General features: G+C 46.4%; 14 protein-coding genes and 1 tRNA gene. 14 read left to right on the forward strand and 1 reads right to left on the reverse strand.

Annotated elements, in window-relative coordinates; genetic code table 11:
- Positions 1–13: 13 nt before the first annotated feature.
- The 7 genes from pheS (at position 14) to ICN16_RS00975 (ending at position 5,253) form a co-directional block, all read left to right on the forward strand.
- Positions 14–1,060, forward strand: a complete 1,047-nt coding sequence (gene pheS / locus ICN16_RS00945) for a phenylalanine--tRNA ligase subunit alpha (protein ID WP_216133190.1) — start codon at positions 14–16, stop codon at positions 1,058–1,060.
- 31 nt (positions 1,061–1,091) lie between these two features.
- Entirely contained in the window at positions 1,092–3,548 is a 2,457-nt protein-coding gene (pheT, locus tag ICN16_RS00950) for a phenylalanine--tRNA ligase subunit beta (protein WP_216133191.1), read from the forward strand.
- Positions 3,549–3,589: 41 nt separating this feature from the next.
- Positions 3,590–3,913, forward strand: a complete 324-nt coding sequence (locus ICN16_RS00955; protein WP_216133192.1) for an integration host factor subunit alpha — start codon at positions 3,590–3,592, stop codon at positions 3,911–3,913.
- The gene (locus tag ICN16_RS00960) at positions 3,891–4,241 is read left to right on the forward strand and encodes a MerR family transcriptional regulator (protein ID WP_015421015.1); all 351 of its coding nucleotides are present in this window, start codon (positions 3,891–3,893) and stop codon (positions 4,239–4,241) included. Before ICN16_RS00955 ends, ICN16_RS00960 begins: the two co-directional genes overlap by 23 nt.
- Positions 4,242–4,266: 25 nt before the next feature.
- Positions 4,267–4,343, forward strand: a tRNA-Pro gene (locus ICN16_RS00965).
- A 22-nt stretch (positions 4,344–4,365) separates the two neighbouring features.
- Positions 4,366–4,767, forward strand: coding sequence for a PaaI family thioesterase (locus ICN16_RS00970; protein WP_216133193.1), 402 nt, complete (start codon positions 4,366–4,368; stop codon positions 4,765–4,767).
- A 201-nt stretch (positions 4,768–4,968) separates the two neighbouring features.
- The gene (locus ICN16_RS00975) at positions 4,969–5,253 is read left to right on the forward strand and encodes an H-NS family nucleoid-associated regulatory protein (RefSeq protein ID WP_216133194.1); all 285 of its coding nucleotides are present in this window, start codon (positions 4,969–4,971) and stop codon (positions 5,251–5,253) included.
- An 83-nt stretch (positions 5,254–5,336) separates the two neighbouring features.
- On the opposite strand, the gene ICN16_RS00980 is transcribed toward ICN16_RS00975, so the two are convergent.
- Positions 5,337–6,038, reverse strand: coding sequence for an excisionase family DNA-binding protein (locus ICN16_RS00980; RefSeq protein ID WP_216133195.1), 702 nt, complete (start codon positions 6,036–6,038; stop codon positions 5,337–5,339).
- 297 nt (positions 6,039–6,335) lie between these two features.
- On the opposite strand from ICN16_RS00980, the gene ICN16_RS00985 reads away from it, so the two are divergent.
- Genes ICN16_RS00985 through ICN16_RS01015 form a run of 7 tightly spaced genes read left to right on the forward strand, consistent with a single transcriptional unit; the run spans position 6,336 to position 15,691 of the window.
- Positions 6,336–9,194: a 2-oxoglutarate dehydrogenase E1 component gene (locus ICN16_RS00985; RefSeq protein ID WP_216133196.1), complete on the forward strand. Its 2,859-nt coding sequence runs from the start codon at positions 6,336–6,338 to the stop codon at positions 9,192–9,194.
- A 43-nt stretch (positions 9,195–9,237) separates the two neighbouring features.
- The gene (gene odhB, locus ICN16_RS00990; RefSeq protein ID WP_216133197.1) at positions 9,238–10,449 is read left to right on the forward strand and encodes a 2-oxoglutarate dehydrogenase complex dihydrolipoyllysine-residue succinyltransferase; all 1,212 of its coding nucleotides are present in this window, start codon (positions 9,238–9,240) and stop codon (positions 10,447–10,449) included.
- Between the two features lie 11 nt (positions 10,450–10,460).
- A complete protein-coding gene (gene lpdA / locus ICN16_RS00995; protein WP_216133198.1) occupies positions 10,461–11,897 on the forward strand; it encodes a dihydrolipoyl dehydrogenase in 1,437 nt (478 codons plus the stop codon).
- Complete coding sequence (zapE, locus tag ICN16_RS01000; protein ID WP_216133199.1) at positions 11,898–13,001, forward strand: cell division protein ZapE; 1,104 nt, start codon at positions 11,898–11,900, stop codon at positions 12,999–13,001.
- Between the two features lie 9 nt (positions 13,002–13,010).
- A complete protein-coding gene (locus ICN16_RS01005; protein ID WP_216133200.1) occupies positions 13,011–13,859 on the forward strand; it encodes a 3',5'-nucleoside bisphosphate phosphatase in 849 nt (282 codons plus the stop codon).
- A 56-nt stretch (positions 13,860–13,915) separates the two neighbouring features.
- Entirely contained in the window at positions 13,916–15,118 is a 1,203-nt protein-coding gene (locus ICN16_RS01010; protein WP_216133201.1) for a tryptophan--tRNA ligase, read from the forward strand.
- 9 nt (positions 15,119–15,127) lie between these two features.
- The gene (locus ICN16_RS01015) at positions 15,128–15,691 is read left to right on the forward strand and encodes a bifunctional 2-polyprenyl-6-hydroxyphenol methylase/3-demethylubiquinol 3-O-methyltransferase UbiG (protein WP_255533548.1); all 564 of its coding nucleotides are present in this window, start codon (positions 15,128–15,130) and stop codon (positions 15,689–15,691) included.
- Positions 15,692–15,766 lie beyond the last annotated feature (75 nt).

Below are 15,766 nucleotides of genomic sequence, written 5' to 3' on the forward strand. Positions count from 1 at the left end.
TAACTAAGCTGCAATGGTTTCTCTCGACCACATTGTCGAGGATGCTAAACGTGATTTCCTCGGAGCTGCCGATGCGGCAGCTCTAGAGGACGCGAAAGCCAAGTATCTCGGTAAGTCAGGTGTTCTCACTGAGCGTTTAAAAGCGCTTGGTGGAATGTCGCCTGATGAACGCAAGAGTGCTGGCGCCCAAATTAATCAAATCAAAACCCAAGTTGAAGCTGCATTACAAGAGCGTCGCCAAGCATTGGCTGATGCCCTATTGCTACAACGTCTTGCTGCGGAATCAATTGACGTCTCTTTGCCTGGCCGTGGTCAAGCAGTAGGTAGCTTGCATCCTGTGATGCGCACCTGGGAGCGTGTTGAAGAAATCTTCCGATCCATTGGTTTTGATGTAGCTGATGGCCCTGAAATTGAAACTGATTGGTTTAATTTCACCGCCTTAAATAGTCCCGAGAATCATCCTGCACGTTCAATGCAAGATACCTTCTATATTGATGGTAAAGATTCCAACGGAAAGCCTTTGTTATTGCGCACCCATACCAGCCCGATTCAGGTTCGCTATGCAAGTGAGCATGTGAAGAAATATGCGCATGCTGATGTAATGCCGCCAATTAAAGTGATTGCCCCAGGCAGAACATATCGTGTTGATAGTGATGCCACCCATTCACCGATGTTTCATCAGGTTGAGGGTTTGTGGATTGCAGAGAGCGTCTCCTTTGCTGATCTCAAGGGTGTTTACACCGACTTCTTAAGAACATTTTTTGAGACGAATGAATTACAAGTTCGTTTCCGTCCATCGTATTTCCCATTCACTGAGCCTTCAGCTGAAATCGATATGGCCTTTGGTAGCGGCAAGTTAGCTGGCCGTTGGTTGGAGATTTCTGGAGCAGGGCAGGTTCATCCAAATGTATTGCGCAATATGGGCATTGATCCAGAGCGCTATACCGGTTTTGCTTTTGGCTCTGGATTAGAGCGCTTGACGATGTTGCGCTACGGCGTAGATGATTTACGTCTTTTCTTTGAGAACGATCTCCGTTTCTTAGCGCAATTTCCAGCTTAATTTGCCAACCTTCTAATAGTAGATAGCGCATATGCAATTTTCTGAATCTTGGTTACGCCAATATGTAAATCCTTCGCTGGATAGCAATGCCTTAGGTCATGCAATGACTATGGCTGGCCTTGAGGTGGAAGAGCAGCATTCAGTAGCGCCCCCATTTACAAAGATTGTTGTTGCGCAAATCCTATCTGCTGAGCAGCATCCTGATGCAGACCGCTTGCGTGTTTGTAAGGTCGATGCTGGCACTGGCCAAGAATTGCAAATTGTTTGTGGTGCACCGAATGCACGTGCTGGAATCAAAATTCCTTGCGCTATGGTTGGCGCAGAATTGCCGCCAGCTGAAGCAGGTGGTAAGCCATTCATGATCAAAGTAGGTAAGTTGCGCGGTGTAGAAAGTCAGGGCATGTTGTGCTCTGGTCGCGAGCTTGGTTTGGGCGATGATCACGAAGGTATTTTGGAATTGCCTGCAGATGCACCAGTGGGTGAGGATATTCGTCAGTATTTAAATCTGGATGACCAGATTTTTGTTATTAAGTTAACGCCTAATAAAGCAGATTGCTTGTCTCTAATGGGTATGGCGCGTGAAGTATCCGCTATTACTGGCGCTGCATTGTGCGCACCCAAGTGGACCCCTGTTAATGTTTCTATACAAGACAAGCTCAACGTTACCGTTGAAAGCACAGATCTTTGCGGTCGTTTTGCTGGTCGCGTGATTCGTGGCGTTAATCCAAAAGCTAAAACACCAGATTGGATCATTCAACGACTTTGCAATGCGGGTCAAAGAAGCATTTCCCCTTTGGTGGATTTGTCTAACTATGTCATGTTGGAAATGGGGCAGCCAACCCATGTATTTGATATTGATAAATTGACTGGCGATATCTCTGTACGTTGGGCAAAGCCAGGCGAAACCCTTGAGCTTTTAAATGGACAGACGGTGACCTTGCAGGGCCCTGATTCTGCTGGTAAGTTGCAAGATGCTGGAGTAGTTGCGGATCAATCTGGTCCAGTAGCATTAGCCGGCATCATGGGTGGGAATCATTGTGCGGTAACGGACGACACAAAAAATATCTATGTTGAAGCTGCTTATTGGCAACCTTCGGCAATTCAGGGTCGTGCGCGTCGTTTTAATTTCAGTACAGATGCAGCGCATCGCTTTGAGCGTGGTGTTGATCCACAAAATGCAGCTAACTGTTTAGAGTATTTAACTGCCCTGATTGTTGAAGTCTGTGGTGGTCAAGTTGGCCCAATTGATGATCAAGTATTGGCTATCCCTGAGCGCAAGCCAGTAAAAATGCGTTTGGCTAGGGCGGAAAAGGTGATTGGCATCCCCCTCACTCAAGAAGTAGTTGCCGATGTATTTAAGCGCCTTGGTTTTGAATTCAAGCAAGAGGGTGGTGCGTTTGTTGTTACACCTCCGAGCTATCGCTTCGATATTGAAATTGAAGAAGATTTAATTGAAGAAGTCGCACGCATGTACGGCTTTGAAAATATTCCTGATGTGCCGCCTGTTTCTTCATTGAAGATGAGTGCTAAAGCTGAAGCAAAGCGTGGAGTGCATTTATTGCGCCAACGTTTAGCTCTGCAGGGATATCAAGAGGCGGTGAATTTTGGATTTACTGATCTTGAAAGCGAGCAACGCTTAGCTGCCGCTACTGAAAAAGATGTCATTGCCGTGCTCAATCCTATTGCTAGTCAGTATGGCGTGATGCGTAGCAATCTATGGGGCGGCTTACTGGGCAACCTCAAGTCAAGCCTGAATCGTGGTGCTGGCCGTGTACGTTTATTTGAAACCGGTCGCGTTTTCAAGCGTGATGCGAGCGTTCAAGAGGAGGCCGGTAAAGTAGCTGGTTTTCATCAGCCACAGCAACTTGGTGGTTTAGCGTATGGATCATTTGTCCCTGAGCAGTGGGCAAGCGCTGATCGTGCAGTTGACTTCTTCGATGTGAAAGGTGATCTGGAGCGCGTACTTGACCCATTACAGTTCACAACTGAGGCAGCAGTTCATCCTGCGCTGCATCCTGGTCGTAGTGCGCAAATTCAACTTGTAACTCCAGCTGGTAAGCAAAATATTGGCTGGATTGGTGAATTGCATCCTGGATTGCAGCAGGCATATGAGTTGCCTCAGGCTCCGGTGCTATTTGAAATGGATTTAGAAGCCATTCGTAATCTTGGTATTCCGCAGCCAGAAGAGTTGAGTAAATTCCCAGCCGTACAACGAGATTTAGCGGTGGTGGTGAAGCAGGCCGTTTCTGCGCAGACTTTGCTTGATGCAATGAATGCCAAAAAGCAGACTTTAGTAAAAGCGATTGAGCTCTTCGATGAGTTCAAGCCAAAGGCTGGCTCTAGCAGTATGGCTGATGATGAGAAGAGTTTGGCTTTCCGTGTCACCTTGCTTAATCCACAGGAAACCCTGCAGGATGCGCAAATTGAAGCGGTTATGACAGCTTTATTGTCAGCGCTTGAGAAAAATTGCGCGGCTCGTCTGCGCTAGGTTTAATATTAGTAAAAGACATTCCAAAGAGACTTCCGCCCATGAATGATTTAGTTAGCAACGATACCGTTACCAAGAATGAACTCTCGGAAGCCCTCTTTGATCAAGTTGGCCTGAATAAGCGTGAGGCCAAAGACATGATTGATGCTTTCTTTGATCGCATCGGACAGTCCCTAGAGACTGGTGTTGAGGTGAAGATTTCTGGATTCGGAAACTTCCAATTGCGCAATAAATCTGCTCGTCCTGGACGCAATCCAAAAACTGGCCAAATGATTCCAATTGCGGCACGTCGCGTTGTCACTTTTCATGCAAGTCAAAAACTCAAGGATGTAGTTGAGTCACATGCTAGAGAAAACAGCATTTGATGCTGGGTCGGTGCTGCTCAGTTCGCAGCTCCCCCCAATTCCCGCTAAGCGTTATTTCACTATTGGTGAGGTATCTGACCTGTGCGGCGTTCGCTCCCATGTACTGCGTTATTGGGAACAAGAGTTCTCTCAACTAAGCCCGCAAAAGCGTCGAGGCAATCGTCGCTACTATCAGCATCATGAAGTTGTCTTAATCCGCAAGATTAGGGCGCTTTTATATGAGGAAGGCTTCACAATCAGTGGCGCCAGAAATCGCCTTGATGAGGCTCGCGGTGAACTTCGCTTACGCGATGAATTGCAGGCTGTACTGCAAATTCTCTCTAAATAGTTACTGATACAATTTTGTTTCTCGTCGGGGCGTAGCGCAGCCTGGTAGCGTACATGCATGGGGTGCATGTGGTCGGAGGTTCAAATCCTCTCGCCCCGACCATCACTTCAATTTCAAATCTGCCATGACATCAAGCTCAAACAATACGACTTACTTTGGTTTAACTATTCCTTTTTTGGCTCACTTGGGAGTGGTTCCCGAATATGCTGAAGGTGGTAAATCACGCATTAGCCTGGTCATTAAGCCGGAGTTTGAGAATAGCTTTCACATCGCTCATGGTGGGGTTGTGATGACTTTGCTCGACTTTGCGATGGGGGCTGCGGCACGCAGCACGGTTGATCAGCCCCTTGGCGCTATGACAATTGATATGAGCGTGAGTTTTTTGCGTCCTAGCATTGGCAAAATTGCAGTGGAGGGCAGAGTCCTCAAGTCTGGAAAAACGATTAATTATTGTGAGGCAGTAGTTTTAAATGAGGCTGGTGAAGTTACTGCTAAATCTAGCGGTACATTTATGCTGAGAAGATAGATTTTAAATACCCATAATCAATATAGTATTTATAATTATTATGTTAGTTATTAAGCTATAAGCATCTTAAATGCCTTTTATGCAGCCTTTTAGGTAATATTTAAATATATATTCTGATTTATTAATATCTGTATATAATGTGCCTAAGGAATAACTCATTCTTTGTTATTCTAAAAAACTAATATTCGGAGAAATTAATACATGTCTTCTTATAAAGAACTCTTAGCCCAACGCGAATTGTTGGATAAACAGATTAAAGAAGCAGTTTTACGCGAAAAAGCGGATGGTATCGCCAAAGCTAAGCTCATTATTGAGCAGTACGATTTATCGGCTTCAGACTTATTTAGTCGTAAAGCTGGGGCACGCAGCTCTAGCGGCAAGGTTGCTCCTAAGTACCGCAATCCAGCAACTGGTGATACATGGACCGGTCGCGGCAAGGCTCCCAAATGGATTGAAGGTAGAGATCGTAGTAACTTTTTGATCTAAGACGCTGATTTAAATAGATTTAATTTTAAAAAAGGCTGCTCAGCATTGTCTGGGCAGCCTTTTTTCTTTCCTGGAATACTGGGCTATGAGCACTTTCTATTGAGTGCTTGGATGAATATAGGCTCCAGGAGTTCATGCCGATTCTTATCCCCGGGGGCATTTTCAAGCTCTGGATTGGTGGCAGGATAGCCAATAATTAAGGGATTTTGGTCAATTAAGCCCCTTTCAAGCTCCTCTTGGAGGAGTTCTGGGTATTGTGATCTGACGCTGACGGTGTTTTCATCTGCTAGACCCATAACCCCAGGATGCAAGCGTATAAATCCCTCATCTACTAAGATAGGAATACGCTGTGTGTCCTTGTTTTTACTCAGATAATGGATCAAATGAACCTGTTCCACTGGAGGTATGAGGGCATCAAGAAATATTAGATCTGGAGAAATGGAAACAGCCTTCATGAGACCCTCCAGGCTATCTACGGATACCTCCATATCCACCTTTAATTGCCAACATTGAATCGATTCAATTAATTCATGGCTATTTTCAGCCCTCCTGAATATCCCCATGGCAATACAGTTTTGAGTAGTTTTTTGGCGCATCGCTCTTTTGCGGCGTGCAAGTTGCTGATCAAGAGAGCTTGCCAAGATGCGACGGTGGCCCCCGCGAGTCTTCCATGCGATTAATTCACCTAATTCAACCATTTTCTGGACGGTGCCTAGCGATACTTGCAATACTTTGGCGCTTTGACGGGTGCTTAAATATTCCAAATCAGGGGTAATAGCTTTCATATATCCTTAATCTCATTAATTCATTTGAAGATTTAGAGAATACGAATCAAATCCCTGGGAATCTGTCAGGCCTGATTTAAATGAGGGTAGGAAAATTCTTATTCTGGGCTTAAATAGGCAAATACCCCAAAAAGCCCCAAAATCAGGGAAAGCCCTTTATGAATCAATGGGTAAACGTGTTAAATTAGCATCGTTGTAAGAGTATTCGCACAGATCAATTCGTAAAGCGGTTAAGCCGTAGAGCGAATGGTTTTAACCACAGTTTTTATTCGGGAAACCCGATGAAAGGTGAGCATCATGATGCAGGATCAAAGAGATAACTCCTATCTCTTCGGCGGAAACGCCCCCTACGTAGAGGAACTCTACGAATCCTACTTGCACGATCCAGCTTCTGTAGCTGATCACTGGCGAGATTATTTTGATAATGTGAAGCAAATTCCAGCGGTCGATGGTTCATCTAGAACTGATATTGCCCATGGACCTATTGTTGCTTCCTTTGCTGAGCGCGCGAAGCAAGGTCCTATTCGTACAGTGTCCGCTGATTCAGCCGACTCTGCCATGGGTCGTAAGCGTGTAGCTGTTCAGCAGTTAATTGCTGCGTACCGTAACGTCGGTAATCGTTGGGCAGATATTGATCCCTTAAAGCGCACAGAGCGTCCGGATATTCCTGAATTAGACCCAGCCTTCTATGGCTTTGGTGACGGCGATATGGATATCGTCTTTAACACCAGCAATACATTCTTCGGCAAGAACGAAATGACCTTGCGTGATTTATTGCAGGCCTTGCGTCAAACTTACTGTGGCACTTTAGGTGCTGAGTACATGTTTATTGCCGACCAAAAGATTAAGAAATGGTGGCAGGAGAAATTAGAATCCATCCGCTCAACTCCGCATTTCAATGTGGATCAAAAGCGCCAGATTCTCGATCGCGTTACAGCTGCCGAAGGTTTGGAGCGTTACCTCCAGGCCAAGTATGTTGGTCAAAAACGTTTCTCTCTGGAGGGTGGTGAAAGCTTCATCGCCTGTATGGATGAGTTGATCCGTGAGGCGGGCGCTAAAGGCGTTCAAGAAATCGTTATCGGTATGGCCCACCGTGGTCGTTTGAACGTGCTTGTAAATACTTTGGGCAAGATGCCTACGGATTTATTTGCCGAGTTTGAGCACAAAGGTCCAGAGACGCTGCCTGCTGGTGACGTGAAGTACCACCAAGGTTTCTCTAGCGATATTTCTACTCCAGCTGGCCCAGTGCATCTTTCTTTGGCGTTTAACCCATCTCACTTAGAAATTGTGAATCCAGTTGTAGAGGGTTCTGCACGTGCCCGTATGGAGCGTCGTGGCGATTTGCTGGGTGAGCAGGTAATGCCGGTATTAGTCCACGGTGATGCTGCGATTGCCGGTCAAGGCGTAATGCAAGAGACCCTAGCGATGGCGGAAGTTCGTGGCTACTCTACTGGCGGCACGATTCACATTGTGATCAATAACCAAATTGGTTTTACTACATCTGATCCACGCGATTTGCGTTCTAGTTTGTATTGCACCGACATCATGAAGGTGATTGATGCGCCGGTATTGCATGTGAACGGCGATGATCCTGAGGCTGTAGTGTTGGCAACCAAGTTAGCGGTTGAGTTCCGCAGTCAGTTCCATAAAGACGTTGCAATTGATATTGTTTGCTTCAGAAAACTAGGTCATAACGAGCAAGATACCCCTGCAATGACCCAGCCATTGATGTACAAAATCATTGCCGCTCATCCTGGTACACGTAAACATTATGCCGATAAGTTAGAGGCTCAAGGTGTGTTGCCTGCTGGTACTGGTGATTTGATGGTTAAAGAGTATCGCGCTGCAATGGACGCGGGCAAGCAAACTTCTGATCCCGTATTGAGCAACTTCAAAGGTAAGTTCGCTGTTGATTGGTCACCATTCTTAAATAAGAAGTGGACTGACGAAGCGGATACAGCTATTCCATTAACCGAGTGGAAGCGTTTAGCTGAAAAAATTTCTACTATCCCTGAAGACTTCAAGGCGCACCCATTGGTGGCTAAGGTTTATAACGACCGTGCAGCTATGGGTCGTGGCGAGACAAATATCGACTGGGGTATGGGTGAGCACATGGCTTTCGCATCCCTGGTGGCAAGTGGTTACCCAGTTCGCCTGTCTGGTGAGGATAGCGGTCGTGGAACCTTTACCCATCGTCACGCTGTACTGCATAACCAGAATCGTGAAAAGTGGGATACCGGTACTTATATTGCGCTTCAGCACGTTGCGAAGGATCAAGCTCCATTCCTGGTGATTGACTCTATCTTGTCAGAAGAGGCTGTGCTTGGTTTTGAGTATGGCTATGCTGCAGCTGAGCCAAACACCTTGACTATTTGGGAAGCTCAGTTTGGTGACTTTGCCAATGGCGCACAAGTAGTTATTGACCAATTTATCGCTTCAGGCGAAGTGAAGTGGGGTCGCGCAAACGGCCTGGTCATGATGTTGCCTCATGGTTACGAAGGTCAAGGTCCAGAGCATTCATCTGCACGTTTAGAGCGCTTCATGCAACTATGTGCCGACACCAATATGCAAGTGATTCAGCCAACGACTGCAGCACAGATCTTCCACGTATTGCGTCGCCAGATGATTCGTCAGTTCCGCAAACCGCTGATCTTGATGACACCAAAATCATTGTTGCGTAATAAAGAGGCTGCTTCACCATTGACCGAGTTCACTAAGGGTGGTTTCCAAACCATTCTTCCAGAGCGCGATGACAGTATCGATGGCAAGAAGGTGACTCGCTTAGTTATGTGTTCCGGTAAGGTGTATTACGACCTAGCCAAAACACGTACCGAGAAAAAACTTGAAGATGTGGCGATTATTCGCTTGGAGCAGCTCTATCCGTTCCCACATAAAGCATTGACTGCTGAGTTGAAGAAGTATCCGAATCTGCAAGAGGTTGTGTGGTGTCAGGATGAACCGCAAAACCAAGGAGCCTGGTTCTTTGTTCAGCACAATATTTTGGAGAACATGTCTGAAGGTATGAAGTTGGGATATGCGGGTCGTCCAGCATCAGCTTCACCAGCATGTGGATATGCCCATCTCCATCAAGAACAACAGAAGTCTCTCCTTACAGCAGCATTCGCAAAACTAAAGGGTTATGTCATTACGAAGTAATCGTAGACGTCACTCAATATACAAACACTAAATAGGATTAATCATGGCTATTTTTGAAGTTAAAGTTCCCCAACTCTCCGAGTCAGTAGCAGAAGCTACTTTGTTGCAATGGAAAAAGAAAGTCGGCGATGCAGTCGGTCAAGACGAGATATTGATTGAAATTGAAACTGACAAAGTGGTGTTAGAAGTGCCAGCCCCATCTGCTGGCGTACTTACAGAGATCGTAGTTGCTGACGGCGGCACTGTTGTTGCTGAGCAGTTGATTGCAAAGATTGATAGCACTGCTGTTGCTTCTGCTGCCCCTGCGGCTGCAGCTGCACCGGCACCCGTAGCAGCTCCTGTGGCCGCTCCAGCTAAAGCTGCTCCTGCAGCAAAATCATCTGGCGCTGCTGCTGCACCTTCAGCTGCAAAAATCCTCGCAGAGAAAAATATCGATGCTGGTCAAGTTGCTGGTTCTGGACGTGATGGCCGTATTACTAAAGGCGATGCATTAAATGCTTCTGTCGGCGGTGCAAAATCTGCTGCTTTGCCAAGCGCGCCGATCCCAATGGGAGATCGTCCAGAAGAACGTGTGCCAATGAGCCGCTTGCGTGCTCGTATTGCTGAGCGTTTGCTTGAGTCCCAAGCAAACAATGCCATCTTGACTACTTTCAATGAAGTCAACATGGCTCCAGTCATTGCGATGCGTAATAAGTACAAAGATCAGTTTGAAAAAGTCCATGGTGTGAAATTAGGCTTCATGTCTTTCTTTGTTAAAGCTGCTACTCATGCTTTGAAGAAATTCCCATTGTTAAATGCATCCGTTGATGGCAATGACATCGTGTACCACGGCTACTTTGATATTGGTATTGCGGTAAGTTCACCACGCGGCTTGGTAGTTCCAATTCTGCGTGACGTTGATCAAATGAACTTGGCTGATATTGAGAAGAAGATTGCTGAGTTTGGTGTTAAGGCGCGCGAAGGTAAGTTGTCTTTAGAAGACTTAACTGGCGGTACATTCTCCATCTCTAACGGTGGCGTATTTGGCTCTATGCTTTCTACTCCAATTATTAATCCTCCACAGTCTGCAATCTTGGGTATTCATGCAACTAAAGAGCGTGCAGTGGTTGAGAATGGTCAAATCGTGATTCGTCCAATTAACTACTTAGCATTGTCTTATGACCATCGCATCATTGACGGTCGTGAAGCAGTTCTTGGCTTGGTTGCCATGAAGGATGCCTTGGAAGATCCTTCACGTCTCCTCCTTGATTTGTAAGAGGGAAGAACATGAGCCAATCATTTGACGTATTAGTAATCGGCGGTGGCCCTGGTGGCTACATCGCCGCAATTCGTGCAGCCCAGTTGGGTTTTAAAGTTGCCTGTGCTGAGTCGAACACTTATGACGATCCAAAAGGTGAGCCACGCTTAGGCGGGACTTGCTTGAACGTCGGTTGTATTCCTTCCAAAGCTTTGCTTGCCTCTTCTGAAGAGTTTGAGAAGATTAGTCATCACGTTGCTGACCACGGTATCACCGTAGGATCAGTGAAGTTAGACTCCGGCAAGATGATCGCTCGTAAAGATGCGATTGTGACGAAGATGACTGCCGGTATTCAGTTCTTGTTCCGTAAAAATAAAATTACTTTGTTAAAAGGCCATGCGTCATTTGAAGGCAAGGGCGCCGATGGTTACCAGGTCAAGATCGACGGTAAAGACAAAGAGGTGGTTACTGCTAAAAACGTGATTATTGCTACTGGCTCTAAAGCACGTCACTTGCCGGGCATTCCTGTCGATAACGTATTGATTAGCGATAACGAAGGTGGCCTGAAGTTTGACTCCATTCCTAAGAAGCTAGGTGTAATCGGTGCTGGTGTAATTGGCTTAGAGCTGGGTTCTGTGTGGCGTCGTGTTGGTTCTGATGTGACTATTCTTGAAGCGCTCCCAACTTTCTTGGGTGCTTGCGATCAAGGGATTGCAAAAGAAGCTCACAAGATCTTCACCAAGCAAGGCCTCAAAATCAATATGGGCGTCAAGATTGGTGAAGTTAAGGCTGACAAAAAAGGTGTTGTTGTTAATTACACCGATAGCGAAGGTAAGGCTCAAAAATTAGAGTGCGACCGTTTAATCGTTTCTGTTGGTCGCGTTCCGAACACTGAAAAATTAGGCCTTGATAAGATTGGTCTCAAAGTGGATGAGCGTGGCTTCATTCCAATTGATGATCACACTTGTGCAACAGCTGCGCCTGGCGTTTATGCCGTGGGTGACGTAGTACGTGGACCGATGTTGGCCCATAAAGCGGAAGATGAAGGCGTGCTAGTTGCTGAAACTATTGCTGGTCAAAAACCACATATCGACTACAACTGCATCCCTTGGGTAATTTATACCGATCCTGAAATTGCATGGGTTGGTAAAACTGAAGAGCAGCTCAAGCAGGCTGGCATTGCTTATAAGGCTGGTCAGTTCCCATTTGCAGCTAACGGTCGCGCACTAGGTATGGATCGTGCCGATGGATTTGTCAAAGTGTTAGCCGATGAAAAAACTGATGAAATCCTGGGTGTTCATATCATTGGGCCAAATGCTTCCGACTTAATTGCTGAAGCAGCCGTAGCAATGGAATTCAAAGCAGCAGCAGAAGATATTGCTCGTATCTGTCATCCACATCCAAGTCTATCGGAAGTGGTTCGCGAAGCAGCATTGGCGACGGATAAACGCGCATTAAACATGTAATTGAAAGCGTTAGAGTATTACCATCAAGAGTTAAAGGCGCGCGGGTATCAAAGTGATCCCGCGCAGCTTGCTGCCATTGAGCGCTTACAGCGCTGTGAAGACGAGTGGATTGCTTATAAAGAAATCCGCAGTAATGGCTTAAAAAAGAAACTTTTCAAACCAAAGCTACCCCGTGGTGTTTATTTATGGGGTGGGGTAGGTCGCGGCAAATCTTTTTTGATGGACTGTTTCTTTGCAGCATCGCCACTAGAAAAAAAGATTCGTATTCATTTTCATGAGTTCATGCGAGAGGTGCATCGCGAGCTTCATGAGCTCTCTGGTATGGCCGATCCACTGGATGAGCTTTCCAAAAGAATCGCCAAACGGTATCGACTCATTTGTTTTGATGAGTTCCATATCAATGACATTGCAGATGCGATGATTCTGTATCGCTTGCTGAGCGCGCTCTTCGAAGATCGTGTCCAGTTTGTGATGACTTCAAATTATCAGCCAAGTCAGCTTTATCCTAATGGCTTGCATCGCGATCGTTTATTGCCGGCAATCAAATTGTTAGAAGAGCAGCTTGATGTTTTGAACGTTGATGCTGGTAATGACTATCGCCGAGTGCAGATGGCTCAAGTTGAGGCGTACCTTACGCCAGTGAATGCAGAAACTCATGCTGTGTTGATGCAAATGTTTCAAACCTTAATTGGCAATCAGAAGGAAACAGTTCGCCCTGTATTACGTATTGAGTCTCGTGAGTTGAGACCTTTGCATATGGCCGAAGGGGTGGTGTGGTTTGACTTCCAAACGCTATGCTGTGGCCCAAGGTCGCAAAACGACTATTTGGAGATTGCCAAGCAGTTTCATACGGTGATTTTGTCTGGCGTGCCTTACATGCCGCCTAGAATGACCAATGAAGCCCGTCGCTTTATTTGGTTAATTGATGTCTTGTACGACCATAAAATCAAGCTAATCATCTCTGCAGAGGTCCCAGCAGTCGATTTGTACACAGAAGGTCAAATTACCAGCGAGTTCTCTAGAACCGTTTCTCGCTTGATCGAAATGCAGTCTCGTGATTACCTGGATGCGCCTCGCCGGGTAATTGACACCAGCTTGACCTAAAATAAGGTCATGACCAGTAATTCCAGCCTAAACGCAGACTTACATTGCCATTCCGTTATTTCCGATGGAACCTTAACGCCTGAGCAGTTGGCTGAACGCGCCTATGCAAATGGCGTTCGTTTATGGGCTTTAACTGATCACGATGAATTGGGTGGCCAGGAGAGGGCGCAAGTTGCTGCAAGTTCGCTTGGAATGGACTACCTTCCTGGCGTTGAGATTTCAGTAACCTGGATGGGTCAAACCATTCATATTGTTGGCTTAGGAATTGATGCTGCTCATGCAGGAATTTTGGAGGGCTTGCGACTGACTCGCGAGGGTCGCGGTAATCGCGCTAAGCAGATGGCCGAACAGTTATTAAAGGCGGGCATACCAGGCGCTTATGAAGGCGCACTGCAGTTTGCCGGCAATCAAGAGCTTATTTCTCGCACGCATTTCGCACGCTTTCTGGTTGAGCAGGGCGTATGTCGCGATACCGATCAAGTCTTTAAAAACTATTTAGTAGAAGATAAGCCGGGCTATGTTCCTCACCTCTGGGCAACGTTGGATGATGCGGTTGCGTGGATCAAGGGTGCCGGTGGTGCCGCGGTGATTGCACACCCGGGGCGTTACAAGCTCAGCGCCATGCAGATGGATGAGCTCTATAAGCACTTCAAAGAAATCGGCGGCATGGCGATTGAGGTGATTACTGGCAGCCATAGCCCAAATCAATATCAAACCTATGGCAAGATTGCCCAGCATTATGGATTTTTAGCCTCCAGAGGTTCTGATTTTCATGATCCAGAAGAGAGTTACATTGATCTTGGTACGTTGCCGCATTTGCCGGATCATTTAACCCCCGTATGGTCACTATTTCACTAATCGTTTCTCCTATTTGCTTAACTAGTTTTATTTACCTTTAAAGAATAAAGATCAAGATGTTTGCAGAACGCGTTCTCTCTGGCATGCGACCAACTGGTAGCTTGCACCTCGGCCACTACCATGGCGTTTTAAAGAATTGGGTTCGCTTGCAGTCCGAGTATCCCTGCTACTTTTTTGTAGCAGACTGGCATGCTTTAACGACTCATTATGAAACCCCGGATGTTATTGAGCAGTCCGTCTGGGATATGGTGATTGACTGGTTGGCTTGTGGTGTTGATCCAAACCAAGCCACCTTATTTATTCAGAGTAAGGTGCCTGAGCATGCAGAGCTTTTCTTATTGCTATCCATGGGCACACCTTTAGGTTGGTTGGAGCGTGTTCCAACCTATAAAGATCAGATCGAAAAACTCAAAGAAAAAGATTTGCAGACCTACGGTTTCTTGGGCTATCCCTTGTTACAGGCTGCCGATATATTGATGTATCGCGCACAATTTGTTCCGGTGGGTGAAGATCAGGTACCTCACGTGGAGATGACGCGTGAAGTAGCGCGTCGCTTTAATTACCTTTATGGTCGTGAACCTGGCTTTGAAGAGAAAGCACTTGAGGCGGTTAAAAAATTAGGTAGTAAGCGCGCGAAGATGTACGCTGAATTGCGTGTAGCTTTTCAGGAGCGAGGTGATGATGAGGCGCTAGAGGAAGCCAAGGCTTTGCTGCAAGAGGCGCAAAGCCTCTCAATGGCCGATCGCGAAAGATTGTTTGGTTTCCTAGAAGGTGCTCGCAAAATTATTCTTCCAGAGCCACAAGCTTTGCTGACAACTGCATCACGTATGCCTGGTATTGATGGTCAGAAGATGTCTAAATCCTATGGCAATACGATTAGTATTCGTGAAAAACCTGAAGAAGTGATTCGTTCGATCCGTACGATGCCAACGGATCCGGCGCGAGTGCGTAGAACTGATCCAGGTGATCCTGCGCGTTGTCCTGTATGGCAGTTACATACCGTGTATTCAAATGAAGAGACCAAGTCTTGGGTTCAAAAAGAATGTCAGTCAGCAGGCATAGGTTGCTTAGAGTGTAAGCAGCCTGTGATCGACGCTATTCTTGCAGAGCAGCAGCCAATGTTCGAGCGGGCCCAAAAGTATCTAGACGACCCCAGCTTATTGCGCTCCATCATTGCGGACGGCTCTGATAAAGCCCGTAAAGTGGCTCAAGAAACCATGCGTGAGGTCCGCGAGTCTATGGGCTTGGCGTACGACTGAGGCCTGAGCTTGATTGCAAGTCATGATGTGATTGCCGATGCCTCACCTTGGGTTAGGCGTTTTGCACCCGCTATTTCACCAGATGGAATGGTCTTGGATTTGGCCTGTGGTGCTGGCAGGCACACTGCCTTACTGAAATCGCTTGGTCTTACTGTATTGGCTGTTGATCGCGATATTTCAGCAATGAATTCATTGCAAGGTGCTACGGTTCAGGCCCAGGAGTTGGAGCTCGAAGGTTCTGATTGGCCTTTGCTAGGCAGGCAATTTTCTGGAATTGTGGTGACTAATTACCTATATCGCCCATTTTTGGATGAATTGCCCAAAATGCTAGGAGAGGGCGGAGTGCTCATCTACGAAACCTTTGCTGATGGGAATGCCCAATTTGGCAAACCCTCAAACCCCAATTTCTTGCTAAAGCCAGGGGAATTGCTTGCTTTGGCAGCGCGTTCTGGCCTGAAAGTGATTGCCTATGAGGATATTTACCTTGATCACCCTAAACCAGCTGTAGTTCAGCGGATTTGTGCCGTAAAAGGGCATTTAAAAGGGTGCATTCCGTTACAATTTGCTAGTTAACATTCAGATAATTCAGACGCATTCAGTGACTAATACAACACAATCTAAAGTCAGTAAAAAGCCTATCGCTGGCAG

Source organism: Polynucleobacter sp. es-MAR-4, from assembly GCF_018882055.1.
Taxonomy (GTDB): domain Bacteria; phylum Pseudomonadota; class Gammaproteobacteria; order Burkholderiales; family Burkholderiaceae; genus Polynucleobacter.